This is a genomic window from Bradyrhizobium sp. B117 (assembly GCF_038969555.1).
In the GTDB taxonomy this organism is placed as follows: Bacteria; Pseudomonadota; Alphaproteobacteria; order Rhizobiales; family Xanthobacteraceae; genus Bradyrhizobium.
In genome coordinates this window covers 9,388,034-9,412,261 of record NZ_CP152414.1, presented here as the reverse complement: position 1 = coordinate 9,412,261, position 24,228 = coordinate 9,388,034, and the positions used below count along the sequence as shown (strand labels likewise).

The 24,228-nt window shown below is 64.4% G+C and carries 18 protein-coding genes and 1 pseudogene; 7 read left to right on the top strand and 12 right to left on the bottom strand.

What is annotated here, in order from left to right:
* Positions 1-139 precede the first annotated feature (139 nt).
* Complete coding sequence (locus AAFG16_RS44690; protein ID WP_342735504.1) at positions 140-1,171, bottom strand: hypothetical protein; 1,032 nt, start codon at positions 1,169-1,171, stop codon at positions 140-142.
* Between the two features lie 915 nt (positions 1,172-2,086).
* Positions 2,087-3,898 carry a translation elongation factor 4 gene (gene lepA / locus AAFG16_RS44685; protein ID WP_283082514.1) on the bottom strand — a complete coding sequence of 604 codons (1,812 nt, stop codon included), beginning with the start codon at positions 3,896-3,898 and terminating at the stop codon, positions 2,087-2,089.
* 114 nt (positions 3,899-4,012) lie between these two features.
* On the opposite strand from lepA, the gene AAFG16_RS44680 reads away from it, so the two are divergent.
* Positions 4,013-5,638, top strand: a complete 1,626-nt coding sequence (locus tag AAFG16_RS44680; RefSeq protein WP_342735502.1) for a glycosyltransferase family 39 protein — start codon at positions 4,013-4,015, stop codon at positions 5,636-5,638.
* A gap of 123 nt (positions 5,639-5,761) precedes the next feature.
* On the opposite strand, the gene AAFG16_RS44675 is transcribed toward AAFG16_RS44680, so the two are convergent.
* From AAFG16_RS44675 to AAFG16_RS44655, 5 genes and pseudogenes are all read right to left on the bottom strand, one after another.
* Positions 5,762-6,079: an HPr family phosphocarrier protein gene (locus AAFG16_RS44675; protein ID WP_283082512.1), complete on the bottom strand. Its 318-nt coding sequence runs from the start codon at positions 6,077-6,079 to the stop codon at positions 5,762-5,764.
* The gene (locus AAFG16_RS44670) at positions 6,076-6,477 is read right to left on the bottom strand and encodes a PTS sugar transporter subunit IIA (protein ID WP_024339151.1); all 402 of its coding nucleotides are present in this window, start codon (positions 6,475-6,477) and stop codon (positions 6,076-6,078) included. The genes AAFG16_RS44675 and AAFG16_RS44670 overlap by 4 nt, the downstream gene beginning before the upstream one ends.
* A gap of 190 nt (positions 6,478-6,667) precedes the next feature.
* Positions 6,668-7,135, bottom strand: a pseudogene (locus AAFG16_RS44665) (HPr kinase/phosphatase C-terminal domain-containing protein).
* The gene (locus AAFG16_RS44660; protein WP_342735500.1) at positions 7,132-8,928 is read right to left on the bottom strand and encodes a sensor histidine kinase; all 1,797 of its coding nucleotides are present in this window, start codon (positions 8,926-8,928) and stop codon (positions 7,132-7,134) included. The pseudogene AAFG16_RS44665 and the gene AAFG16_RS44660 overlap by 4 nt, the downstream one beginning before the upstream one ends.
* Before the next feature lie 203 nt (positions 8,929-9,131).
* Positions 9,132-9,833 (bottom strand): response regulator transcription factor, encoded by a 702-nt coding sequence (locus AAFG16_RS44655; protein ID WP_342735498.1) that lies wholly within the window; start codon positions 9,831-9,833, stop codon positions 9,132-9,134.
* 240 nt (positions 9,834-10,073) lie between these two features.
* Here AAFG16_RS44655 and AAFG16_RS44650 point away from each other — a divergent pair, with 240 nt between their 5' ends.
* The 3 genes from AAFG16_RS44650 (at position 10,074) to AAFG16_RS44640 (ending at position 15,370) form a co-directional block, all read left to right on the top strand.
* Entirely contained in the window at positions 10,074-10,808 is a 735-nt protein-coding gene (locus tag AAFG16_RS44650; protein ID WP_342735496.1) for a DUF2470 domain-containing protein, read from the top strand.
* Positions 10,809-10,880: 72 nt separating this feature from the next.
* Positions 10,881-13,469, top strand: coding sequence for a CHAT domain-containing tetratricopeptide repeat protein (locus AAFG16_RS44645; RefSeq protein WP_342735494.1), 2,589 nt, complete (start codon positions 10,881-10,883; stop codon positions 13,467-13,469).
* Positions 13,470-13,753: 284 nt separating this feature from the next.
* Complete coding sequence (locus AAFG16_RS44640) at positions 13,754-15,370, top strand: phosphoenolpyruvate carboxykinase (RefSeq protein ID WP_283082508.1); 1,617 nt, start codon at positions 13,754-13,756, stop codon at positions 15,368-15,370.
* A gap of 171 nt (positions 15,371-15,541) precedes the next feature.
* Here the strand turns inward: AAFG16_RS44640 and AAFG16_RS44635 are convergent, their stop codons facing one another.
* Together AAFG16_RS44635 and AAFG16_RS44630 are read right to left on the bottom strand one after the other, a co-directional pair.
* Positions 15,542-16,357 carry a thioesterase family protein gene (locus AAFG16_RS44635; protein ID WP_342735492.1) on the bottom strand — a complete coding sequence of 272 codons (816 nt, stop codon included), beginning with the start codon at positions 16,355-16,357 and terminating at the stop codon, positions 15,542-15,544.
* Positions 16,358-16,583: 226 nt separating this feature from the next.
* Entirely contained in the window at positions 16,584-19,109 is a 2,526-nt protein-coding gene (locus AAFG16_RS44630; protein ID WP_342735490.1) for a glycogen/starch/alpha-glucan phosphorylase, read from the bottom strand.
* Positions 19,110-19,317: 208 nt separating this feature from the next.
* Between AAFG16_RS44630 and AAFG16_RS44625 the strand changes: the two genes are divergently transcribed.
* Entirely contained in the window at positions 19,318-19,551 is a 234-nt protein-coding gene (locus AAFG16_RS44625; RefSeq protein WP_342735488.1) for a hypothetical protein, read from the top strand.
* 16 nt (positions 19,552-19,567) lie between these two features.
* Here the strand turns inward: AAFG16_RS44625 and AAFG16_RS44620 are convergent, their stop codons facing one another.
* Positions 19,568-20,431 (bottom strand): LysR family transcriptional regulator, encoded by an 864-nt coding sequence (locus tag AAFG16_RS44620; RefSeq protein ID WP_283082504.1) that lies wholly within the window; start codon positions 20,429-20,431, stop codon positions 19,568-19,570.
* A 95-nt stretch (positions 20,432-20,526) separates the two neighbouring features.
* Between AAFG16_RS44620 and AAFG16_RS44615 the strand changes: the two genes are divergently transcribed.
* Positions 20,527-21,435, top strand: coding sequence for a DMT family transporter (locus tag AAFG16_RS44615; RefSeq protein ID WP_342735486.1), 909 nt, complete (start codon positions 20,527-20,529; stop codon positions 21,433-21,435).
* A 13-nt stretch (positions 21,436-21,448) separates the two neighbouring features.
* Positions 21,449-22,222: an MBL fold metallo-hydrolase gene (locus tag AAFG16_RS44610; protein WP_342735484.1), complete on the top strand. Its 774-nt coding sequence runs from the start codon at positions 21,449-21,451 to the stop codon at positions 22,220-22,222.
* A 157-nt stretch (positions 22,223-22,379) separates the two neighbouring features.
* Here the strand turns inward: AAFG16_RS44610 and AAFG16_RS44605 are convergent, their stop codons facing one another.
* Positions 22,380-23,150 (bottom strand): TIGR02186 family protein, encoded by a 771-nt coding sequence (locus tag AAFG16_RS44605; RefSeq protein WP_283082501.1) that lies wholly within the window; start codon positions 23,148-23,150, stop codon positions 22,380-22,382.
* Positions 23,147-24,064 carry a sulfite exporter TauE/SafE family protein gene (locus AAFG16_RS44600; protein ID WP_342735481.1) on the bottom strand — a complete coding sequence of 306 codons (918 nt, stop codon included), beginning with the start codon at positions 24,062-24,064 and terminating at the stop codon, positions 23,147-23,149. Before AAFG16_RS44600 ends, AAFG16_RS44605 begins: the two co-directional genes overlap by 4 nt.
* Positions 24,065-24,228 lie beyond the last annotated feature (164 nt).

Here is a 24,228-nt window from a genome sequence, read left to right as displayed (position 1 = left end):
GATCCCTCTGCGTCGCAACAGCGGCCTTTTTCAACACAATCGGCCACAAGCGGAAGTGCGTCACATGCGCAACTAGTTCGCGTCCCTTGAGCGGATTTGCCGGCATCCGGGCGAGAACGGTGGGCTTTCAGCCGCTATTTTAGCGAGCACCGATGTCAGGAATCACCTGCTGAGCCGGCTGATCGAAGTCGATCATGATCCGACCAGATATCTTGCTTATCTCCAGATTTCTGATCAGGAAGACACGACTTCCAATTTGATCTCGGTATTCACGTTCGGTCGTTTCCCAATCATAGCAGTACTTTTGGGGGGAAAGCTGTTTGCACCGATCGTCCGGCGGACCATTTGGATGTCTTATGGAGAACCCGAGAGGGTGCCAATCCTTGGAGAGAGTTCCGATGTATGCCTTCGCTGAATAAGTGGGATCACCCCCGCCGCATTGAAATTCGTGAGCCAATTCGCAATAGCGTGGGTAGCTATCCTTATAGTTGAGCCATCGATAGGAATCGATACTGGTTCTGGCCACCAACTTTTTCATTGCTTCCTCGTCGAAGGCGCCAGTGCCATCCAAAAGCTTCTTCTTGAGTTGAGTTTGTATTCCTCCACGCTTTTCGACGTCTACAATCACTTGCAAGAGCCCGAGAGCGTTCGCCGGAAATATGGGCGTGGTTAGAGGAAAAATTATCGCTGAGACTTGCTTGATATTGTGCGTGCTCTGTCCAGTCTTCGCCAACGCGTCGATCACATTATAACCAACGAGCTCATCGTAGTCGGCGACGAACGAATATAGCTGATCTGGAGCCCCCAGGTTGGTCAACCGATCAATCGCGAGCCCTGCCTCTAGTTGGGGATCGTAGGAGATCAGGCGAACGACATACTTTACTTCTGCGTTGTCGTGCAAATTCCTGAACGTCCGGCCGGCGTCCATTTTCCTTATTGTATTCTTTTCCACTTTCAGAAGGGCGACACTTGGTCCAGCAGCTGCGAAGAGAATGCCACCTATCAGGCTCACAATAAGTGCGGACTTGGTCTGCGGCGTCCAATAGGCCAGAATGCCTGCTACGATCAGAAGCCCGAACCCAAAGATCGTCAGCAGGGTACTTTCAGGTGAGACTGAGATAAGTTGAATAATTTTACTGGCGCTATCTGAAATTGTTTCGAGATCCGGCATGTATAAAACTCCGACGAAAGTAAGCCCGGCCCTCCTCGCGAGTGGGCATTTCAATTCTTCTGGAACCGTCTGAAATGGTGTGGGCGCCCGCAAGCCGCTCTCGCTCGGTGAGAGCGTTAGCGACCGACAAAAGGGCAGATACCAAGCGCATGCTTCGCCCCTTCATTGAGATGACATTCTATCATCTGTTAGTTGCAAACGACAGAACTTTCTAGACACCCCGCCCTATCCCCGAAGAAATGCCGAGGAGCGCCGATCATTGGTTCGGTAATGTTTGCATCCAGCGGCGGCAGTCCTATTCGGCTTGGGGTCAAAAGCAGTGAAGCTTAACCTGAGCAGATGCTTTCCGCTTGGTCATCAGCGGCTGACGCTGCCTTTATGAGTACACGCCCCTAAACGATCATCGGATGTGGCGCCTGGACATCGAGATGAGGCCTGCCCATCCGCGTCGAGGTGTCGCGCGCCGACGACCCTGCACCACACACCATGCGCTGCTGCCATCCTGGCGGTGCTCTTGCCGGACGCGTCAGATTGGATTCGTAGAAACCGAAATCGCCTAATGGCGCCTGGCGCACAGAGGCCTGTTTTCAGATCTTGTCCCCAGGACGCGATGAGCCGTTGGCGGCGACGGCAATGGCCTGCTGCGGCCTCGCTTGGGCCGCCAGCGGATACGACGCGAGGCTCGACCGCTCTAAGCGCCCCGGATCATCGTGGGCCCTTTCGTTGGATGGACGCCTGCGTCCCACACGGCGCGATGGTGCCATCATGCCAGTGTTTTGCCCGACGGGTCAAGTCGATTTCGCTAAAATCGAAAAACCGTAGTCCCGCCAAGGGGCCGGCTACTGTGCATGGGGTTGTTTTCGCGGTTTTGTCTGAGGCGCGGTTCGCGCGGCCGGAGAACAGCCTGCCCCCGCCTCAGCTGTCCACCTTCAGCGCGGCGATGAAGGCTTCCTGCGGGATGTCGACCTTGCCGAACTGCCGCATCTTCTTCTTGCCTTCCTTCTGCTTCTCCAGAAGCTTGCGCTTACGCGTGATGTCGCCGCCGTAGCACTTTGCGGTGACGTCCTTGCGCAGCGCGCGCACCGTCTCGCGCGCGATCACCTTGCCGCCGATCGCCGCCTGGATCGGGATCTGGAACATGTGCGGCGGGATCAGCTCCTTCATCTTCTCGACCATGGCGCGGCCGCGGCCCTCCGCGCGGGTGCGGTGCACCAGCATCGAGAGCGCATCGACCGGCTCGGCATTGACCAGGATCTGCATCTTGACGAGGTCGGCCGGCTTGTAGTCGGTGAGATGATAGTCGAACGAGGCATAGCCCTTGGAGACCGACTTCAGGCGGTCGTAGAAGTCGAACACGACCTCGTTGAGCGGCAGGTCGTATTTCACCATGGCGCGGGAGCCGACGTAAGTGAGCTCCTTCTGCGCGCCGCGGCGGTCCTGGCACAGCTTCAGGACGCTGCCGAGATATTCGTCCGGCGTGAGGATCGTCGCCTCGATCCAGGGCTCGTCGATCTCGGCGATCTTGACCACGTCGGGCATGTCGACGGGATTGTGGATCTCGAGCTCGGTGCCGTCGGTGAGCTTCATCTTGTAGATGACGCTCGGCGCGGTCGCGATCAGGTTGAGATCGAACTCGCGCGACAGCCGCTCCTGGATGATCTCGAGGTGGAGCAAGCCGAGGAAGCCGCAGCGGAAGCCGAAGCCGAGCGCGGCGGAGGTTTCCATCTCGAAGGAGAAGCTGGCATCGTTGAGGCGCAGCTTGCCCATCGCGGCGCGCAGCGTCTCGAAGTCGTCGGCATCGACCGGGAACAGGCCGCAGAACACCACGGGGATCGCCGGCTTGAAGCCCGGGAGCATGTCCGCGACCGGCTTCCTGTCGTCGGTGATGGTGTCGCCGACGCGGGTGTCGGCGACTTCCTTGATCGCGGCGGTGATGAAGCCGATCTCGCCGGGGCCGAGCTCCTCGACCTGCTGCATCTTCGGCGTGAAGAAGCCGACGCGCTCGACGTCGTAGGCCGCGCCCGTACCCATCATGCGCACGCGGCTACCCTTCTTCATGACGCCGTCGACGACGCGGATCAGCACGACGACGCCGAGATAGACGTCGTACCAGCTGTCGACCAGCAGCGCCTTGAGCGTCGCGTCGCGATCGCCCTTCGGCGGCGGCAGGCGGGTGACGATGGCTTCCAGCACGTCGGGAACGCCGAGGCCGGTCTTGGCCGAGATCATCACCGCGTCCGAGGCATCGATGCCGATGACGTCCTCGATCTGCTGCTTGATCTTCTCCGGCTCGGCCGCGGGCAGGTCGACCTTGTTCAGGACCGGGACGATCTCGTGATTGTTGTCGAGCGCCTGGTAGACGTTGGCGAGGGTCTGCGCTTCGACGCCCTGGCTGGCGTCGACGACGAGCAGGGAACCCTCGCAGGCCGCCAGCGACCGCGAGACCTCGTAGGCGAAGTCGACATGGCCGGGCGTGTCCATCAGGTTGAAGATGTAATCCTTGCCGTCCTTGGCGCGGTAGGACAGGCGCACCGTCTGCGCCTTGATGGTGATACCGCGCTCGCGCTCGATGTCCATGGAATCGAGCACCTGCTCCTTGCCCGCCATCTCGCGGTCGGAGAGACCGCCGGTCATCTGGATCAGGCGGTCGGCCAGCGTCGATTTGCCATGGTCGATATGGGCGACGATGGAGAAATTGCGGATGTTGGAAATGGGGACGGTCGTCATGGGCGCGGGATACCACTCACATCCCCGTGCGGCAACCATATTGCTGTATTTTCAGGGTCTTTGTTCACGCCAAGCTGATTCCAAGCGGGGCCAAAACGCGCTAGCAAGCGGGCCATGTCGACCACCTCTCTTCCCACGGCCAGAGCGCGGGCGAAGACCCGCTTGAGCTACAACCGTTTCCGGTCCTGGCTGGTCGCCTGCGCGATCCGCCCGGAGGCGCGGCTGTGGCTGGTGATCCAGTTCGCCATCCTGCATGCGGTGCTCTGGACCTTCATCCTGATCAATCTCAAGGCAGCGCAGGACGTTCATATGGACGTCGCAGAAGCCTATGGTTGGGGCCAGCAATTCCTCTGGGGCTACGGCAAGCACCCGCCGCTGTCGGGCTGGGTCGCCGGGCTCTGGTTCAAGGTGTTCCCGGCGGCGGACTGGGCGACCTATGCGCTGGCGATGGCGACCGACGGCGTCGGCATGGTGATCTGCTGGCTGATCGCCTTGCGCGTGGTGGATGCGCGGCGCGCGTTCCTGGTCGTGGTGATGGTCGCGCTCTACCCGATCTTCAATTTCAAGGGTTTCAAGTACAACGCGGATTTGCTCCAGCTCGTCACGCTGCCGCTGCTGGTGCTCGCTTATCTCAACGCCTTCGAGAAGCGGACGTGGCAATCCGGCATCTGGCTCGGCCTTGCCGGCGCGCTGGCGCTGATGACCAAATACTGGGTGCTGACCATGATCGGTGCCATCGGCCTTGCCGCGCTGATCCATCCGGAGCGCATGAAATTTCTGCTGTCGCCGGCGCCGTGGGTGGGGATCGCGACGATGGTGGTGGCGATGATCCCGCACGTCGTCTGGCTGGCGGAGGCGCATTTCGTGCCGCTGACCTATGCCGGCGACACCTACAGCCTCGAGGACGCCGGCCTCGTGCATCAGCTCGTGACCGGCTATGCCTTGCACAATGTCGCCTTGTTGGCGCTGCCCGTGGCGCTCGCCGCACTGGCGATGGTGCTGGTGCCGCCGTGGCTCAAGCTGCTTGCGCGCGCGCCGCTCCTCATCGTCACGCGGGCCTGGGCGCGCGGCAAAAATCCAGGCGTCAATGTTTCGCAGGCGCTGAATGTCTGGATCGTCCAGATCATCGTCGCGGTCGGCCCGCCGCTCGGCGCGCTCGCCTTCAGCATCTACATGAAGACGGACTGGGGCATCTCGCTGTTCTTCCTGGTGCCGCTGGCGCTGGTTGCGATCCCCGCGCTGCGGGTGCAGAGCGCGGTGCTGTTCAACATCGCCGCGATCTGGCTCGTGCTCAGCATCGCCACGCTCATGGCTTCGCCCTGGATCGCCGCGCGCGAGATGGCGGCCAATGCCGGCAACGCTGCGATCTATGGCGCGCGCTCGGAGCTCGCGCGCGAATTGACCCAGGCCTGGCACACCCGCTTCGGCTCGCGCTGGGCCGTCGTGGCCGGCACGATGGAACAGATCCAGCCGCTGGTGTTCTACAGCCAGGATCATCCGTCAGCGCTGCTGCCCCTAGAGGCCTGGGATTCCGGGCTGACCTCGCGCGACGACGTCAAAAAGTACGGCTTCATCGGCGTGTTCGACCCGACCGACGGCCGCCTGCCGGCGTTCGAGAAATGGGTCTCCGAGGTCGCACCGAACGCCGAGCGCATCGTGATGACCACGCGCCGCTTCACCCACGGCAAGGCCGGCCCGTCGATGAGCTGGAATATCTACATCGCCCCGCCGGCGAAGTGAGCGAAGGGCCGTAGTGCGTAGGGTGGGCAAAGCGAAGCGTGCCCACCAACTGTTGCGATTATCGAGAAATGGTGGGCACGGCGCGTCGCGCCTTTGCCCACCCTACGGAACTGAGCGCGTGGGTCAGACCCCTTCCTCGTTGAACTTGCTCTCAACGAGCTCGGTGATCGCCGCCAACGCGGCTTCCGCTTCCGCTCCCGCCGCCGCCACGGTGATCGTCGTGCCAGGCCCGGCAGCGAGCATCATCAGGCCCATGATCGAGGTGCCGCCGACGGTCTCGCCGCCGCGCGTCACCCAGACTTGCGCGTCGAAACGCTCGACTGCCTGGACGAATTTCGCGGAAGCGCGGGCATGCAGTCCGCGCTTGTTGATGATCAGAAGCTCTTTGGAAATCGCGCTCGCGGGCACGCCCGTCCCCGCTTGTGGCGCCTCTTCGCTCATTTGCCGGCGAGCACGCGGCTGGCGATGGTGACGTATTTGCGGCCCGCTTCCTGGGCCATCGCGATCGCGTCGGGCAGCGAACGCTCTTCGCGCACCTTGGCAAGCTTCACCAGCATGGGAAGGTTGATGCCCGCGAGCACTTCGACCTTGGGCCGGCTCATGCAGGAAATCGCAAGGTTGGACGGCGTGCCGCCGAACATGTCGGTGAGGATCGCAACGCCGTCGCCGGAATCGACGCGGTTAACCGCTTCGATGATGTCGCTTCGGCAGAGATCGGAATCATCTTCGGCGCCGATCGTGATCGCTTCGATTTGCTTTTGTGGGCCCATGACATGCTCAAGCGCTGCCTTGAATTCATCGGCAAGGCGCCCGTGGGTCACAAGTACTAGACCAATCATCGGAAAACTCCTCGCGGGCGCTTTTGGTGCACCGCACGAACGCGCCACTTTGACCATCCAGAGCCCCCGCGCAAGAGGGGATGTTGCGTATCTCCCTGAATCTAGACGGATGGATGAGGGGAGCTGCGCCGGTCTACTCGGCCGCGATAGTGGGGTTCATATGGTTACCATTTCCCTTCAAACAATCGCCTCAGGGCTTAGCAGAAGGTTAACTCTTGGTAGTGGTCAAGCCCGCAACAACCAAAGGGAGGGGCGAATAGTCGCGGCCCACGGGGATTCGCGGTATTTCGACACCAAAAATGCTGGTTTTCAACGATTCGGCCCGAGGCAGCCGTTCGGCGTCCTCGGCGTCCAGATCGACCACGAGGCCGACGGTCGCACGCTCCACGAAGTCGCAGCGTCGGATTCCGAGGCCCCGGATCTCGATGAGGCCGGCCAGAGTCGGCGCGGGGCGGACTTCAATTTCCTGGCCGACTGTCGCCAGATGGACACGGTCGTCGCCGACCAGAATGGCGCGTTCGACGACGCCCGATCGCCCCGCCATGATCAGATCGAAGGCGAGGCGCGACTTGCCGGAGCCCGACGGACCGCGGATCAGCACCGCCAGAGTCCCGACCTTGACTGCGGAGGCGTGAATGCTGGGCCCGCCGTCGCTCATAGCGCCGGCAGTCTCACCACGAAGCGCGCGCCGGCGACGGTCGGTGCGCCGTCCTCGTCCACCGGGCCCGCACGGTTCTCGGCCCAGATCCGTCCGCCATGGGCATCGACGATCTGCTTGGAGATCGACAGCCCGAGGCCGGAGTTCTGGCCAAAGCCCTGATGGGGCCGGTCGGTGTAGAAGCGCTCGAAGATGCGCTCCAGCGCGTCGTCGCGGATGCCGGGGCCGTCATCGTCGACCACGATCTCGATCTCTCCGCGCACGCGGCGGCAGGTGAGGCGCACCTTGTTGCCGGCTTCCGAGAACGACTGCGCGTTGGAGAGCAGGTTCGAGACCACCTGTCCCAGCCGCGAATCGTGGCCGGTCACGGCAAAGGTGTCGGTCGGGCCGCGGCCCTCGAACCGCGTCTCGACCGCGACGTCGTGGCCGAGCTTGGTCTCGTTGGCGACGGAGACGAGCGTCGTCAGCAGGCGGCGCAGATCGACCGGGATCGCATCCTGACGCTGGAGCTCGGCATCGAGACGGCTGGCGTCGGAGATGTCGGAGATCAGGCGGTCGAGCCGCTTGACGTCGTGCTCGATCACCTCGAGCAGGCGCGCGCGGCTGTTCTCGTTGCGCGCCAGGGGCAGCGTCTCGACCGCGGAGCGCAGCGAGGTCAGCGGGTTCTTCAATTCGTGGGCGACGTCGGCGGCGAACATCTCGATCGCCTCCATGCGGCTGTACAGCGCGCTGGTCATGTCGCGCAGCGCGCCGGAGAGGTGGCCGATCTCGTCGCGGCGGCGGGTGAAGTCGGGAATCTCGATGCGGGCCCTGATGCGCCGGCGGACGCGCTCGGCGCTGTCGGCGAGCCGGCGCACCGGCCCGGCGATCGTGCTCGCGAGCAGCAGCGACAGCATGATCATGACGGCGGCGGCGACGCCGCCGACTTTCAGGATGGCGAGGCGCTCCGCGGTCACCATCTGGTCGATTTCGTCGCCCTGGGTCGAGAGCATCAGCGCACCATGGATGGCACGGGAGCGCAGCACGGGCACGGCGACCGAGACGATCACCTCGCCGCGCGAATTGACCCGCACCATCGAGCGCTTCTGCCCCTGGAGCGCGTCGCTCACTTCCGCATAGCCATTGCCGTTCTCGCGCCCGAGCTCGCGATACAGCGGCAGGTCGCCGCGGTTCAGCCAGGTGCGGATCGCGACCATGCCGCGTTCAACGAGGCCCGGCTTCTGCGACGGCGGCGGCAGCGGGAAGCTCAGCACGTTGTCGAGGTCACGGCTGTCGAGCAGCAACGTCCCGTAGGGATCGAAGATCCGGGCGCGGGTCTTGGTCGGCGAGATCAGCGTGCGCAACACCGGCGCCACGCGCTCCGGGTTGATCGGGAAATCGAGCGAATCGTCGGTCCCGCCATAGCTGTCGCCGGTCTTGAGGTCGAGCAGGCGGTCGGGATCGATGGTGATGGCGTTGGTCTGCACGGTCGCGGAGGCCGCGATCGCGCCGGCGATGATCTCGCCCTGCACCAGCAGGCTCTGCGCGCGCGCGTCGATCAGGCCGGCGCGGAATTGCGACAGGTACAGGATGCTCGCCACGAGCGCGACGAGGCCGGCGAGGTTGAGCGAGACGATGCGGCGGGTCAGGCTCGAGAAGGACAGCGCGAAAAAGAACTGCCCGGCGCGCTTCAGCCAGTTCAGCGGCCGCCAGCCCTGCGCGGCCGACTTGTCGTCGGCAACGTGCTCCGGAACGCCGTCGGATCCGATATCCCCGGCGTTCTGGTTCTCGTCAGGCTGCGTTCGGTCAAGCAATGCTTACGCCCGCGTTAGGCATCTCGTGCGAAGGGTCCTCGCATCCTAGAACATGATCCGGAAAAGTGTGCAGCGGTTTTCCGGAAGGATTATCCTCAAGCAACAATCCAAAGCGCCGTTCCGATCGCGCCTTGGAGCGATCCCGGTCCCGATGCAACGAGAACCGGCGATGCTCTCAATCTTTCGCGAAGGCGCGCTGAGTCTCAGGCTTCCTTGAAACGGTAGCCGACGCCGTACAGCGTCTCGATCATCTCGAACTCGTTGTCGACCACCTTGAACTTCTTGCGCAGCCGCTTGATGTGGCTGTCGATGGTGCGGTCGTCGACATAGACCTGGTCGTCATAGGCCGCATCCATCAGCGCGTTGCGGCTCTTCACCACGCCGGGCCGGGTCGCGAGCGCCTGCAGGATCAGGAATTCCGTGACGGTCAGCGTCACCGGCTCGTTCTTCCAGGTGCAGGTGTGACGTTCGGGGTCCATGCGCAAAAGGCCGCGATCGAGCGCCTTGTCGTCGTTCTCCTTCGGCGCGACGGTCGGGTCCTTCGGCGCCGAGCGGCGCAGCACCGCCTTGACGCGCTCGACCAGCAGGCGCTGCGAGAACGGTTTGCGGATGAAATCGTCGGCGCCCATCTTGAGGCCGAACAGCTCGTCGATCTCCTCGTCCTTGGACGTCAGGAAGATCACCGGCAGGTCGGACTTCTGGCGCAGGCGGCGCAGCGTCTCCATGCCGTCCATGCGCGGCATCTTGATGTCGAGGATGGCAAGATCGGGCTGGGTGGTGCGGAAGCCGTCAAGCGCGGAGGCACCGTCGGTGTAGGTCATGATGCGGTAGCCTTCGGCTTCCAGCGCGATCGAGACGGATGTGAGAATGTTGCGGTCGTCGTCGACCAAAGCGATTGTGGGCATGAGCCTCTGCTTTCTGCTTTCCGTTTGGGTCGTGGCTTGAAACGGCGAGCAATCCAGTGATGCGCCGCATACATGGGTGCCGAAGTGGCGTACGAACCTTGTCACCGAGCAATGCAAGCTGGGCTGAAGTGTGACCAAGTTCCACGAAACACGGCAGATTCGCCGCATCTCGACCCATAACCAGACCCCCGTTTACCCGAAAAAAGACCCACCTTGCAACCACCTGAGCCGAGAAAGCCGATGCAACCCACCCCCGATTTCGCTCCCGAAAAGCTCGCCAAATCGCTGCTGCGGCGCTCGCGGCAGGGCGCTCTCGCAACGTTGATGGCGGGCTCCGGCGATCCCTATTGTTCCCTGGTCAATCTGGCGAGCCACCCGGATGGCTCGCCGATCCTGCTGATCTCGGGTCTGGCCGTGCACACCAGGAACATCCTGGCCGATGGCCGGGTCTCCCTGATGCTGGACGAGCGTGCCGCCGGCGATCCCCTGGAGGGTGCCCGGATCATGCTGTCGGGCCGGGCCGAAGCGGCGGGAGCGGACAAGGATCTCCTCCAGCGACGGTATCTCAAGGCCCATCCGTCCGCGGAAGCTTTTGTTTCGTTTAAGGATTTCTCCTTCTTCCGGATCCGCCCGACGGGAACCCATCTGGTTGCCGGTTTCGGCCGGATCGTCGACCTCAAGCCCGAACAGTTCCTCACCGACCTCGCGGGCGCCGAGGATCTGCTCGCCGCGGAGGAGGGAGCCGTCGAGCACATGAATGCCGACCATCGCGATGCCATGGGTCTCTATGCAACAAAGCTCCTCGGCGCCCCCGCCGGCGACTGGCGCTGCACCGGCTGCGACCCCGAGGGTCTCGACATGCAGGACGGCCAGACGGCGCTTCGGCTGGATTTTCCGGAGCGCGTGACCGACGGCGCGGGCCTGCGCAAGATGCTGGTCCGCCTCGCTGGGGAAGCGCGCACAAGAGTGGACTGAAGCGCAACGATTTGAACGCTGCCCCCCATCGCTGCGACCCAAGACCGTAATGGTTCGGCCGCGAGAGGGTTCATGACACGCCGTCGTTTGACGCTGGTTGCGGGTTTGGCGCTCGCGACCACGATATCGCTTGCCACCCCCGGTCTTGCTCAGAAGGGCCTTGCCGCGGAAAGCGCGCGGATCAACGCGCTCATCAGTGCCGGCAAATATTCGGAAGCGCTGCCGCTCGCGCAAGGCATGGCCGCGCGCCTGGAGAGTGACAACGGCCGCGAGCTCGCCGCCGCGCTCAACAATCTCGGCCAGGTCTATGCCGGTCAGGGGCGGGATGATCTCGCCGAGCCGCTCTACAAGCGTGCCATCGCGCTGATGGAAAAGGCGCTCGGCCTCGAAACGCCACTGGTTTCGGCGGAGTTGACCAATCTCGCGGCGCTCTATCAGCGCCAGGGCCGCTTCGCTGAAGCCGAGCCGCTGTTCAAGCGCGCGCTGGCCGTCAGCGAAAAGGGCCTATCGCGGGAGCATCCTGATGTTGGCCGGGCCCTCAACAATCTCGCCACGCTCTATGTGAAGCAGGAACGGCAGGCCGAGGCCGAACCGCTGTTCCAGCGGGCGCTCGCGATCTATCAGAAGGTCGCTGGCCCTGAACATCCCGCGGTCGCCACGGTCCTGAACAACATCGGCCAGGTCGACCGCGATCTCAACCGCGATGCCGAGGCCGAAGCGCCGATCAAGCGCTCGCTCGCAATCCGCGAGAAGGTGCTTGGACCGGATCATCCGGACGTGGCTCGCTCGCTGAACAACCTCGCGGGGCTCTATCAGCACGAGCAGCGCTATGCCGAGGCCGAGCCGCTTTATCGCCGCGCGCTCGCGATCCGCGAGCGTGCGCTCGGACCTGACAATCCCGACGTAGCGACCTCGACCAGCAATCTTGCCGCCTTCCTTCAGGTGTCGGGACGAACTGCCGATGCGCTGCCGCTCGCCGAAAAGACGCTCGCGGCCAACCGCGCGCAACTGCGTGTGGTGTTGCCGATCCTGTTCGCCGCGCGCCAGCAATCCCTGCTGCCAGACGACAAGGCGCTGGATGAGGCGCTGGCCGCGATCCAGCGCGGCACGCAATCCTCGGCCGCCTCCGCCGTGAACAAGCTTGCGGTCCGGCTCGCCGCAGGCAGCGACCGGCTCGCCGAGCTCGTGCGCAAGGACCAGGACCTCGCGGCCGAGACCGAAGCGCTCGACAAGGCGATCGTCAGCGCAGTGTCGAAGCAATCCGCCCAACGCGATCTCGCCGCCGAGCAGCGCAGCCGCGTGCGGATCGCTGCGATCGCGAAGGAACGTGCGGGCTTGCAGAAGACGCTCGCGGTCGAGTTTCCCGACTATGCCTCGCTGTCCAATCCGCTGCCGCTGACATTGAAGGACATCCAGCCTTTGCTGTCTGCCGACGAGGCGATGGTGCTCTACTCCGTCGTCGACAAGCAGAGCTATGTCATCGCGATCACGCGTGAGGGCGTCGACTGGAAGGAGATTCCGGTCGGTGCGGACGCGCTGACGCAAAAGGTCACCGCATTCCGCAGGGGTCTCGACGTCGGCAAGGCGCGCGATGGCTCCGGCAAATCGGGGCTGTTCGACCTTGCGCTTGCCAACGAGCTCTATGTCGCGCTGCTCGGCCCGGTCGAGGCGCTGACGAAAGACAAGCGCAACCTGCTGGTGGTGCCGTCGGCGGCGCTCACCGCGTTGCCGTTTCACCTGCTGGTCACGGAGAAGCCGCAGGCTGCGATCCCGGACACGCTCGAAGGCTATCGCAGCGCCGCCTGGCTGCTGCGGCGTCAGGCGGTGTCGGTGCTGCCGTCGGTGATCAGCCTGAAATCCCTGCGCGCGGTTGCGCGCCGGGATCAGGGCGTCAAGCCGATGACAGGCTTTGGCGATCCCGTGTTCAACCCGGCGCTGGAAGGCCCGGCCGATCGGCGCGCCGCAAGCCGCAAGGTCGCCGCGCGCAACATTGCGACCATCGCCTATACCGACTTCTGGCGCGGTGCCGGCGTCGATCGTGCGCAGCTTGCGAAAGCGCTGCCGCAGCTGCCCGACACCGCCGACGAGTTGAACGCGGTGGCGAAGGATGTCGGTGCCACCGATGCCGACATCCATCTCGGCCGCGACGCCAGCGAGACGACGCTGAAGCGTGCAGCGCTTGCTCAATACAGCATCATCTACTTCGCCACTCACGGCCTCGTTGCCGGCGACATCAAGGGACTGGGTGAGCCTTCGCTTGCGCTCTCCATTCCCGATCAGCCCACCGACCTCGACGACGGCTTGTTGACCGCGAGCGAGGTCGCCCAGCTCAAGCTCAATGCGGATTGGGTGGTGCTGTCGGCGTGCAACACGATCGCCGGCGACAAGCCCGGCGCCGAGGCACTGTCGGGGCTGGCGCGCTCGTTCTTCTATGCCGGCGCCCGCGCGCTGCTGGTCTCGCATTGGGCGGTGGACTCGGAAGCTGCCACCCGCCTGACCACGTCGACTTTCGAGCTGCTCAAAAACGAACCAAGGATCGGGCGAGCCGAAGCCTTGCGCCGCGCGATGTTAACCTACGTCGATGACGCTTCGTCACCGCGCAATGCCTACCCCGCCATGTGGGGACCGTTCGCACTCATCGGCGAAGGAGAGGTACGATAGGCCGCACGCGAGGTTGTGCATCGCAAAAACCTCGAACAACGCCGAAATACGCATTTGGTTGCGCGATCATTTGCGATTTTATGATGCGCCTGCTCAGAGCTGACATGCGCGGCGTTTGGCGCGGTCCTTGAATAAACCAAATCCTGCGGGATCGGCTTGGCAACGCCAGCGTTCATCAGTATTAGGTCGCCCAGCCGAGGCCGGATGGTCTATTATTAACGGTGACCGCGATGGTGCCAAAGCTTGGCCGCGCTGAGTGTCGCGGGTTCTAGGAGGATTTTTTCGTGCAAGAGACGGGCGTGCGCAACGGTGCCTTCGGCGCCGACAAATTCGGCTTAAGGAATCTCAAGCAGGTTCATTGGAATCTCGGTGCGCCGCAACTCTACCAATACTCGCTCTCCGCGGGCGAGGCGGTGCTCTCCGCCGACGGCGCTCTGTGCGCCGACACCGGTGAATTCACCGGCCGCAGCCCGAAGGACAAGTTCACGGTGCGTGACGCCACCACCGACAAGAAGATGTGGTGGGCCGGCAACCAGTCGATCACCGCAGAGCAGTTCGAGACGCTCTACCAGGACTTCCTCAAGCACGCCGAAGGCAAGACGCTGTTCGCGCAGGATCTCTACGGCGGCGCCGATCCGGCCTACCGGATCAAGACGCGCGTCTTCACCGAGCTCGCCTGGCACTCGCTGTTCATCCGCACGCTCTTGATCCGCCCCGAGGCGGTCGAGCTGTCGAGCTTCACGCCCGAGCTCACCATCATCGACATGCCGAGCTTCCGCGCCGATCCGAAGCGTCACGGCTGCCGTTCGGAGAACGTCGTCGCGATCGACTTCGCCCGCAAGATCGTGCTGATCGGCGGCTCCTACTATGCCGGCGAGATGAAGAAGTCGGTCTTCACCACGCTGAACTATTATCTGCCCGAGCGTGGCGTCATGCCGATGCACTGCTCGGCCAATGTCGGCGCCAAGGGCGACACCGCGATCTTCTTCGGGCTGTCCGGCACCGGCAAGACCACGCTGTCGGCCGATCCGAACCGCACGCTGATCGGCGACGACGAGCACGGCTGGGGCCCGAACGGCGTCTTCAACTTCGAAGGCGGCTGCTACGCCAAGTGCATCAAGCTGTCGCGGGAAGCCGAGCCCGAGATCTTCGCCGCCTCGACCCGCTTCGGCGCGGTGCTCGAGAACTGCGTGCTCGACGTGGACACCCGCGTCGTCGACTTCGACGACGGCTCCAAGACCGAGAACACGCGCTCGGCCTATCCGCTCGACTTCATCCCGAACGCCTCGCGCACCGGCCGCGCGCCGCAGCCGAAGAACGTGGTGATGCTCGCCGCCGACGCCTTCGGCGTGATGCCGCCGATCGCAAAGCTCTCGCCCGCGCAGGCGATGTATCACTTCCTCTCCGGCTACACCGCCAAGGTCGCCGGCACCGAGCGCGGCCTCGGCAACGAGCCGCAGCCGGAATTCTCGACCTGCTTCGGCTCGCCCTTCCTGCCGCTCGACCCCAGCGTTTACGGCAACATGCTGCGTGACCTCATCGCCCAGCACAATGTCGATTGCTGGCTGGTCAATACGGGATGGACCGGCGGCAAGTACGGCACCGGCTCGCGCATGCCGATCAAGGTGACCCGCGCGCTGCTCACCGCCGCGCTCGATGGCTCGCTTCGCAACGTCGAATTCCGCACCGACAAATATTTCGGCTTCGCGGTCCCGACCGCGCTGCCGGGCGTGCCCGCCGAGATCCTCAACCCGGTCAACACCTGGAAGGACAAGGACGAGTTCGACAAGACCGCCCGCGCGCTGGTCGGCATGTTCCAGAAGAACTTTGCCAAGTTCGAAGCCCAGGTCGACGCCGAGGTGCGCGCCGCCGCTCCGGACGTGAAGCTCGCGGCCGAGTAATCGCTCCGTCTTCAATGCAAAAGGGCGGCCGCAAGGCCGCCCTTCTTGTTTGTAGCAAGATCTCTCCACGCGTCATTGCGAGCGCAGCGAAGCAATCCAGAATTTCTCCGCGGAGACAGTCTGGATTGCTTCGTCGCTACGCTCCTCGCAATGACGAGTTTGTGGAAACAGCTACGCCTTGAAATACGCGATCTGCGTCGTGGTCGCGAGCAGCCTGCCGTTCGGCGACCACAGCTCGGCGTTCTGGTCGGCGTAGCTCTTGTGCATGATCTTCGAATCCACCGTCGCCAGCACGCGGGTGATGTCCTCTGCGGCGAGCTCGTCGCTGTCGGTGTGGAAATAGGTCGTCAGCGACACCGTGCCGAACGGGACCAGCTCGCGCCGCGCGTGGAAGATGCGGCCGAAGAACGCGTCCGACATCGACATCAGCGAGGGCATGTCGAGCCTGCGCGGCTCGCGGTCGCTGATCCAGAGCTTTGAGTAGGTGCTGGCGAATTCCGCTTGCGGCGGGCCGATGCGCATCTCGCCTTCGACGAAGCGGAATTCATACTGGTTGGCCCAGGACGCCTGGATCTTCGGGAACGGCAGCGTCTGCTCGAACGGCTTTGCGTCCGGGACCTTGGCCACCCTGTGCTCCCAGGACGGCCGGCGCTCGGCGAACACGGCGGTGGCGAGCGTCGCGACCTCGCCGCCGCCCTGCGACAGTTCGACGCTCCAGTGCTGGCTGGAGCGATTGGCCTTCACCAGCCTTATGTCGAGATCGAACGGGCCCTTGGCGATCGGCGCGCAGTAATTGACGGTCAGCGCCAGCGGATCGCCGGCGGCTTGCGGATGCTCGATCAGCGCGCGCAAAATGGTCGCGGCGGTGGCGCCGCCGAACGGGCCGACAAAGGCCCAGTAGTCGTCGCTGGTGTGCCCCTGCCAGCTCGAGTCACCCGCGGTGATGCGGGTGGCGTCGTCGAAGGGGTGCGGGAGCTTGGCGTGCATGTTGGTCCTCGATGCCGGCCCCATCGTCATTGCGAGCGCAGCGAAGCAATCCAGACTGCCTCCGCGGAAAGACCCTGGATTGCTTCGCTGCGCTCGCAATGACGACGTTGAGGTTGCGGTGTGCGTATCACTGACGCTGCCTTGGGGATGATGACAATCATATCATCATCCTCTCAGCCAGATGCAATGACCTCGCAGGTAACGCCGATTTCACGCCGCGGAAAAATCAGCCCGTCGCGCCGCGCTGGTCCTCGGCGTCCTGGAACGGCGGCGTGATCGGATTGACCGGCACGCTCCAGATCTCCTCGGCGTATTCGCGGATGGTGCGGTCCGAGGAGAACCACGCCATGCGCGCGACGTTGAGGATGGAGGCGCGCGTCCAGGCCGGCGAAACCAGCCAGCGCGCATCGACCGCGCGCTGCGTCTCGTAATAGGAAGCGAAATCGGCGCTGACCATGTAATGGTCGAGATAGCGCAGCGCATGCGCGATCGATTCGAAGCGGCCGGGATCGCCGGGCGAGAACTCGCCGGCGCCGATCGCGTTGATGGCACGCTGCAGCTTCGGCGATCTGCGGATCACGTCGGAGGCATCCAGCCCTTGCTTGCGGCGGATCATCACGTCGCCGGCCTCCATGCCGAAGATCGCGATGTTCTCGGCGCCGACCTGGTCGCGGATCTCGATATTGGCGCCGTCGAGCGTGCCGATGGTGATGGCGCCGTTCAGCGCCAGCTTCATGTTGCCGGTGCCGGAGGCTTCCATTCCGGCGGTCGAGATCTGCTCGGACAAATCGGCCGCTGGAATGATGACCTCGGCGAGGCTGACATTGTAGTCGGGCAGGAAGACGACCTTGAGCTTGCCGCCGATCGCGGGATCGTTGTTGACGACCTCGGCGACGTCGTTGATCAGCTTGATGATCAGCTTGGCGTAGCGATAGCTCGCCGCCGCCTTGCCGGCGAAGATCTTCACCCGCGGCACCCAATTGCCGTTGGGGTCGTCCTTGATCGCCTGGTACAGCGCGACCGTCTCGATGACGTTGAGCAGCTGGCGCTTGTACTCGTGGATGCGCTTGATCTGCACGTCGAACAGCGCGTTCGGATCGACCTTGATGCCGAGCCGCTCGCCGATCAGGCGCGCCAGCGCGGCCTTGTTGTGCAGCTTGACGCTGCGGAATTTCTTCTGGAACTCGACGTCGCTGGCGCGCGCCTCGATCAGCGAGAGCTGGGTCGGGTCGTCGAGCACGGCCTCGCCGCAGGTCTCGCGCAACAGGTCGGTGAGCTTGGGGTTCGCCAGCATCAGCCAGCGGCGGAAGGTGATGCCGTTGGTCTTGTTGGTGATGCGGCCGGGATAGAGATGGTTGAGATCGTGGAACACGGTCTCGCGCATCAAATCCGAATGCATTGCCGAGACGCCGTTGATGCGGTGCGAGCCGACGAAGGCGAGCTGGCCCATGCGCACGCGGCGGCCGCTCTTCTCGTCGATCAGCGAGACCGAGGCGCGGAAGTCGATATCGCCGGGCGCGCGCGCTTCGGCGAGCGCGAGGTGCTGCACGTTGATGCGGTAGATGATCTCGAGATGCCGCGGCAACAGCCGCTCGAACAGCTCGACCGGCCAGGTCTCCAGCGCCTCGGGCAGCAGCGTGTGGTTGGTGTAGGAGAGGGTGGCGACCGTGATCTTCCAGGCCTCGTCCCAGCGGAAATTGTGCAGGTCGACGAGGATGCGCATCAGCTCGGTGACGGCGAGGCTCGGATGGGTGTCGTTGAGCTGCACCGCGACCTTGGACGACAGGCTGCGCAGCTGGCCGTCCGACGCAAGATGCCGCTTCACCAGATCCTGCAGCGAAGCCGAGACGAAGAAATATTCCTGGCGCAGCCGCAGCTCGCGGCCGGCCGGGCTCTCGTCGTTGGGATAGAGGAATTTGCAGATCGCCTCCGCGCGGGCCTGTTCGGCGCTGGCGCTGACGTAGTCGCCCTTGTTGAAGGCGTCGAGCTTGAGCGGATCGGGCGAGCGCGCCGACCACAGCCGCAGCGCGTTGACGTGCTGGCCGCGCCAGCCGACGATCGGCGTGTCATAGGCGATCGCCTGCACGGTCTCGGCCGGATGCCAGATCGCGCGGTCGCGGCCCTTGTCGTCGACATGCTCGACGCCGCCGCCGAAATTGACGTCGTAGATCACTTCGGGCCGCTGCAATTCCCAGGGGTTGCCGAAGCTCAGCCATTCGTCGGGATATTCCTGCTGCCAGCCCTGATTGATGATCTGGCGGAACAGGCCGAAATCGTAGCGGATGCCGTAGCCGATCGCGGGGATCGACAGCGTCGCCATGCTCTCCATGAAGCAGGCGGCAAGACGCCCGAGGCCGCCATTGCCGAGCGCCGCGTCCGGCTCGCATTTGCGTAAGTCGGGGAGCGACACGCCGAGATCGCCGAGCGCGACCTCGAAGATCTCTAGGAGGCCCATGTTGTTCAGCGCGTCGGTGAAGAGGCGACCGATCAAAAATTCGAGCGAGAGATAATAGACGCGCTTGCGGCCGGCATCGTAGCTGCGCTTCTCGGCGGTGAGCCAGCGGTGCACGATGCGGTCGCGCAGCGCCAGCGCGGCGGCCTGGTACCAGTCGTGCTTCGTCGCCATGCCGGCGTCCTTGCCGATGGCAAGGCGCAGCTTCGCCAGGATCGCGCCCTTGATCTCGGCCAGCGCGAGTTCGTCGATGGGCTGCCCGGGCGCGGGAAAACTGGGCTGGAACGATTGATCTTGCAAGGCCGTCACTTCCTGGTCGAAAACTGCTACTCACCCTACGCGTCTTGCCGCGGCGCCGGAACCGTCGCCGGCGCGCCGATGCACTGCGCTGGCGTAAAATTATGCAAGGAATGGGCCGGTTTGGGAACCCGGGCGGCCACGGAGAAACTCGGATTCCGTGGTAGATTGCAGTCAGATTCAGCCATCAGTGTGGAGGGAGACGCCCACGATGCGACTGCTGATCGGGATCGCCGCTGCGGCCCTGCTCGTGGTCTGCATCACCGCCTCCAGCGCCGCCTTTGCCGCCGGCAAGTCCGGCCGCAGCGCCGATGGTCTCGGCTGCGGCTTCACGGTCCCGGAAAATGCGTCGCCGAAAGCCCGCTGCGCCGCCATCAAGCGTCAATGCGGCGGCAAGTTCTACGCCAATGCGTGCGGCGACAGGCTGATGTCGGCGGCGAATTGAGGTTGATCTCGCGCGCTCAGGCGGCCTTCGCCTGCACCGTATCGCAGAACTCGGCGAGACGATCCGCAAGCCGCAGAGTTGCCGGGCTCGCATCCGGCGCGGCCATCAGCGCGACCTCGGTCCTGTTGATCGGCGCGAAACCGTCCTTGGCGGTGAGCACGCGGTGATCGGACTGGATCGACATCTCGGACAAAATGCTGAGGCCCATGCCGGCGGCTACCGCAGCCTGGATGCCGGCGAGGCTCGATGACGAATAGGCCATGTGCCAGGGGCGACCGGCGCTTTCCAGCGCGTGGATGGCACCGGCGCGATAGAGGCAGCCGAGCGGAAAGCCGATCAACGGCACCGAGGACACATTCACATCGACCGGGTGGCTCTTGCTGGTGACCCAGTGCACCCGTTCCGGCCACACCGCGATCGCGCCCTTCTCGCCGGCTCCGCGCTTGAACAGCGCGAGGTCGAGCTCGCCGCGTTCGAGATCGCGGGACAGGTTCTTGCTCTGGTCGGCGCGCACATCGAGGCGCAGGCCGGGATGCGAGCGCGAGAACGCGCCGAGCAGTTTTGCCAGACGATACGCCGCGAAATCCTCGGGGATGCCGAGCCGGATCGCGCCTTCGCCGCCGGGCTCGCGCAGCACGTCGCGCGCTTCTTCTGCAAGCGAGAGCAGCCGCCGCGCATAGGACAACAGCCGCTCGCCGGCCTCAGTCGGACGCACGTCCTTGCCGTCGCGGTGCAGGAGCACCTGGCCGACATCCTCCTCCAGCCGCTTGATCTGCTGGCTGACGGTCGACTGCGTGCGGTGAACGCGCTCGCCGGCGCGGGTGAAGCCGCCGGCCTCGACCACCGAGACGAAGCTGCGCAGGAGCTCCAGATCGAGCATGCCCGCCTCATTCGAAAATCCACTGGTACGCAGTTAATCATTTAATTTCCAAATGGCAAGCCGCCTCCCTATGTCGAAGGCTCAGGAGAAATATCATGTCGCTTGCCCCTTCGATGTCCGTCCCCCGCAGCCGCTTCAACGCGCTACCGCTCTATATCGGCCTGTTCTGCCTGCTCTGGAGCTACGCCTTCGTCGCCGGCAAGATTGGCGTCACCCATTGCCCGCCACTGATCTTGCTCGCGGCGCGCTTCTCGCTCGCCGGCATTTTGATCCTCGGGGCCACGATGGTCCGCGGCGACTGGTCGTTGTCATGGCGCGACGCCGCGATCTTCGCCGTGCTCGGCATCGCCAACAACGCGCTGTATCTCGGGCTCGGCTACACCGGCCTGCAATCGGTCTCCGCCGGCCTCGGCGGTTTGATCGTCTCGGCCAATCCGGTGTTCACCGCGGCGCTCGCGGCGCTGCTGCTCGGCGAGGGCATGACCTGGCGCAAGGCGAGCGGCCTCATGCTCGGCATCATCGGCGTGACGGCGATCGTCTGGCATCGCCTGTCGGTCGGCACCGATTCATTGCACGGCATCGTCTTCACGCTGGCCTCGCTCGCCTCCATCGTCGCCGGCACCATCCTGTTCAAGCTGCTGGCACCGAGGGGGTCGTTGTGGATCGGCAACGGCGTGCAGAACCTAGCCGCCGGCATCGTGCTGACGCCGGTCGCGCTCACCTTCGCCGACGTCCACGCCATTGACTTCACGCCGAGCCTGATCGGCGCCTTCGCCTTCCTCGTGCTCGGCGGCTCGATCCTCGCCTACTGGCTCTGGTTTCATCTCCTGAAAGTGTGTGGCGCCACCGCTGCCAGCGCCTATCATTTCCTGATGCCGCCGCTCGGCATGCTGTTCGCCTACATCGTGCTCGGCGAGCACATCGAGATGCGCGACCTCCTCGGGATCATTCCGGTGGCGCTCGGCATTTACCTGGTGACGCGGCCGGCAAGGGCCGTCGCGTAAGAGGAGCTTTCTCATGCCCATTTCCATCACGCTGAACGGCGGCCCCACCGCGCTGATCGAGATCGACGGTTTTCGCTTGCTCACCGACCCGACCTTCGATGCGCCTGGCGCCTACCAGCTGCCGCATGTCAAGCTGGAGAAGACGATCGGTCCCGCGCTGAAGGCCGATGCGATCGGCCCGATCGATGCCGTGCTGCTCAGCCACGACCAGCACTCCGACAATCTCGACAATTCCGGCCGCGACTATCTGCTCAAGGCGCCGCGCGCGCTGACGACCGAGGCCGGAGCAAAACGCCTCGGCGGCCATGTCGAGGGCCTCGCGCCCTGGGCGACCGCGCATCTGAAGGACGATGACGGCAACACGCTGACGATCACCGCGACCCCGGCGCGCCACGGCCCGGCCGGCATCGAGCCGCTGTCGGGCGACGTCATCGGCTTTGTGGTGTCGTCGAGCCGGAAGGACACCCATTCCATCTATATCAGCGGCGACACCACCTGGTTCGACGGCGTCGCCGAGGTCGCGCGCCGCTTCAAATGCGGCGTGGTGCTGCCCTTCGCCGGCGCCGCGCAGACGCGTGGGCCGTTCCATCTCACCATGGACACCAACGACACCATCGAGACCGCGCGCGCCTTTCCGAACGCGGTGATCGTGCCCGTGCACACCGAGGGCTGGGCGCATTTCCGCCAGAACAGCGAGGACCTGCGCAAGACCTTTGACGTGCTCGGCTTCGGGACGCGGCTGCGATTGCTGGAGCCGGGCGTGCCGACGGTGATCGAGGCGCCGTGAGCCCCACTGTCATGCCACGCGAAGGCGTGGCATCCAGTACGCCGCGGCGGTCGTTGCGAGAGCGAGCTATCCGACAAGGGCCTCTGGAATACTGGATCGCCCGGTCAAGCCGGGCGATGACGAGCGGAGAGAGTGGCGCGCCCCGGAATGACCGAGGCTAATCCTTCCTGAACACGATCGACGCCATCCATCCCGTCATCAGCGCCATCGCCGCGGTGGCGAGGCCGTAGATCAGCCCGTGCTGCCGGGCGCTGGTCGCGACGAACTGCTCGAAGCCGACCTTGACGATCTCGAACGCGGTCTCGGTCTTGGTGATCAGCGCGCCGTTCGCGAACAGCTTGATCTCGACCTCATATGTGCCGATCGGCACTTCCGCCGGCAGCGGAATGCCGGTGCGGAACAGCGTCGGCGTCAGGAACGTCACCGCACTTGCATCCTCGCGGTAGAGCCCACGCTCGGTCCGCAGGCGGATGAAGGCCGAACGGAACGCATCGTTCGGCACCACGTCGGCATAGTCGCCGCTTACGCGCTGCGTCAGCAGCACGTTGTCGAGCCCGATCTGCTGCCGGCGCGCGATCTCGGGCGAGGTGATGAGGTTGAAGGGACGGTTGGCGAACAGCGCCAGATAGCTGGGCACCTCCAGGAATTGCCGGTAGTCGGTGTTGATCCAGATGCCGAACCTGCGCTCCTTGCGCCGCGTCACCATGTCGGCGCGCGGGCCCATCACGGTGACGACGAGATCATAGGCGGTGCGATCGGCGGGCGTCGTGGCGTCCCGCTCGACCGAGCCGAACAGCACCAGCTCCTCGCCGGAATAGTTCGGCGTCACGGTGACGCGGTGGTTGGAGACCGACACGATCAGCCGCTCGGCGCGCGCGGCCGAGCCGAGCAGCAGGACGACAAGGATTGCGAGAACCGCGCGTGTCATCCGGTCACCCCGAGCTCGCGGATGGTGAAGAGGTCCGCAGGTTGGATCACAAGCTCGATCGCAAAGCGCACGCCGACCGACAGGATCAGGAGGCCCAGCAGCAGCCGCAGCTGCTCGCCGCGGATCTTCTGGCCGGCACGGGCACCGAATTGGGCGCCGGTGACGCCGCCGACCATCAGGATCAGCGCCAGCACGGCGTCGACGAGGTGATTGGTCACCGCATGCAGCATGGTCGCGAACAGCATGGTGACGAGGGTGAGGACCATCGAGGTCCCGATCACCGTCGAGGTCGGCACCCTCAAAAGATAGATCATGATCGGCACCAGGATGAAGCCGCCGCCGATGCCCATGATGGCGCCGATGAAGCCGATCACGATCCCGACGATCACCACGGGGATCACCGAGAGGTAGATCTTCGAGCGCTTGAACCGCATCTTCAGCGGCAGGCCGTGGATCCAGTTATGCGTGCGTCGCGGCGGCACCGCCCCGCTCCGCGTCCGCATCAGGGCGCGCAGGCCTTCGGAGAACATCAGGCTGCCGACCGTGGTGAGTAGCACGACGTAAGAGAGCGCAATCATCAGATCGAGTTGGCCGAGCGCGCGGAGCTGCGTAAATGTCCACACGCCGAGCGCCGTGCCGGTGACGCCGCCGCATAACAGCACGCTCGCCAGCGCCGGATCGATCGCGCGCCGCCTCCAGTAGGAGAGCGCGCCGGAAAAGGACGAGGCCGCGATGTGGCTCGCGACCGAAGCGACGGCCACCGCCGGCGTAATGCCGATGAAGATCAGGAGCGGCGTCATGAGAAAGCCGCCGCCGATGCCGAACATGCCCGAGACGAAGCCGACCGCGGCGCCCATCGCCAACACCAGGAAGACGTTGACCGGCAGATCGGCGATCGGGAGATAGAGCTGCATCGTAGGACCACGCTCCGGCGAGACGGATCGAGTTCGCGGACTACTCGCCGGAAGGTCGTGACGATTGCCGCGTCCCTCAATAGCGGAATTTGGCGGCGGGCGGGACCGGGAATTTGGGGCGTGGTGAATGGCGGCAAGAAGAGTGTGAACCAGGCTCGATCGTT

Bases quoted from the DNA above. Each gene is read 5' to 3' on its own strand.
- AAFG16_RS44620 (WP_283082504.1), bottom strand. From the start codon at position 20,431: ATGCTCGATCTGGAGCTCCTGCGCAGCTTCGTCTCGGTGGTCGAGGCC.
- AAFG16_RS44635 (WP_342735492.1), bottom strand. From the start codon at position 16,357: ATGCACGCCAAGCTCCCGCACCCCTTCGACGACGCCACCCGCATCACC.
- AAFG16_RS44680 (WP_342735502.1), top strand. From the start codon at position 4,013: ATGTCGACCACCTCTCTTCCCACGGCCAGAGCGCGGGCGAAGACCCGC.
- AAFG16_RS44600 (WP_342735481.1), bottom strand. From the start codon at position 24,064: ATGCAGCTCTATCTCCCGATCGCCGATCTGCCGGTCAACGTCTTCCTG.
- AAFG16_RS44690 (WP_342735504.1), bottom strand. From the start codon at position 1,171: ATGCCGGATCTCGAAACAATTTCAGATAGCGCCAGTAAAATTATTCAA.
- lepA (WP_283082514.1), bottom strand. From the start codon at position 3,898: ATGACGACCGTCCCCATTTCCAACATCCGCAATTTCTCCATCGTCGCC.
- AAFG16_RS44625 (WP_342735488.1), top strand. From the start codon at position 19,318: ATGCGACTGCTGATCGGGATCGCCGCTGCGGCCCTGCTCGTGGTCTGC.
- AAFG16_RS44610 (WP_342735484.1), top strand. From the start codon at position 21,449: ATGCCCATTTCCATCACGCTGAACGGCGGCCCCACCGCGCTGATCGAG.
- AAFG16_RS44655 (WP_342735498.1), bottom strand. From the start codon at position 9,833: ATGCCCACAATCGCTTTGGTCGACGACGACCGCAACATTCTCACATCC.
- AAFG16_RS44670 (WP_024339151.1), bottom strand. From the start codon at position 6,477: ATGATTGGTCTAGTACTTGTGACCCACGGGCGCCTTGCCGATGAATTC.
- AAFG16_RS44615 (WP_342735486.1), top strand. From the start codon at position 20,527: ATGTCGCTTGCCCCTTCGATGTCCGTCCCCCGCAGCCGCTTCAACGCG.
- AAFG16_RS44605 (WP_283082501.1), bottom strand. From the start codon at position 23,150: ATGACACGCGCGGTTCTCGCAATCCTTGTCGTCCTGCTGCTCGGCTCG.
- AAFG16_RS44675 (WP_283082512.1), bottom strand. From the start codon at position 6,079: ATGAGCGAAGAGGCGCCACAAGCGGGGACGGGCGTGCCCGCGAGCGCG.
- AAFG16_RS44645 (WP_342735494.1), top strand. From the start codon at position 10,881: ATGACACGCCGTCGTTTGACGCTGGTTGCGGGTTTGGCGCTCGCGACC.
- AAFG16_RS44650 (WP_342735496.1), top strand. From the start codon at position 10,074: ATGCAACCCACCCCCGATTTCGCTCCCGAAAAGCTCGCCAAATCGCTG.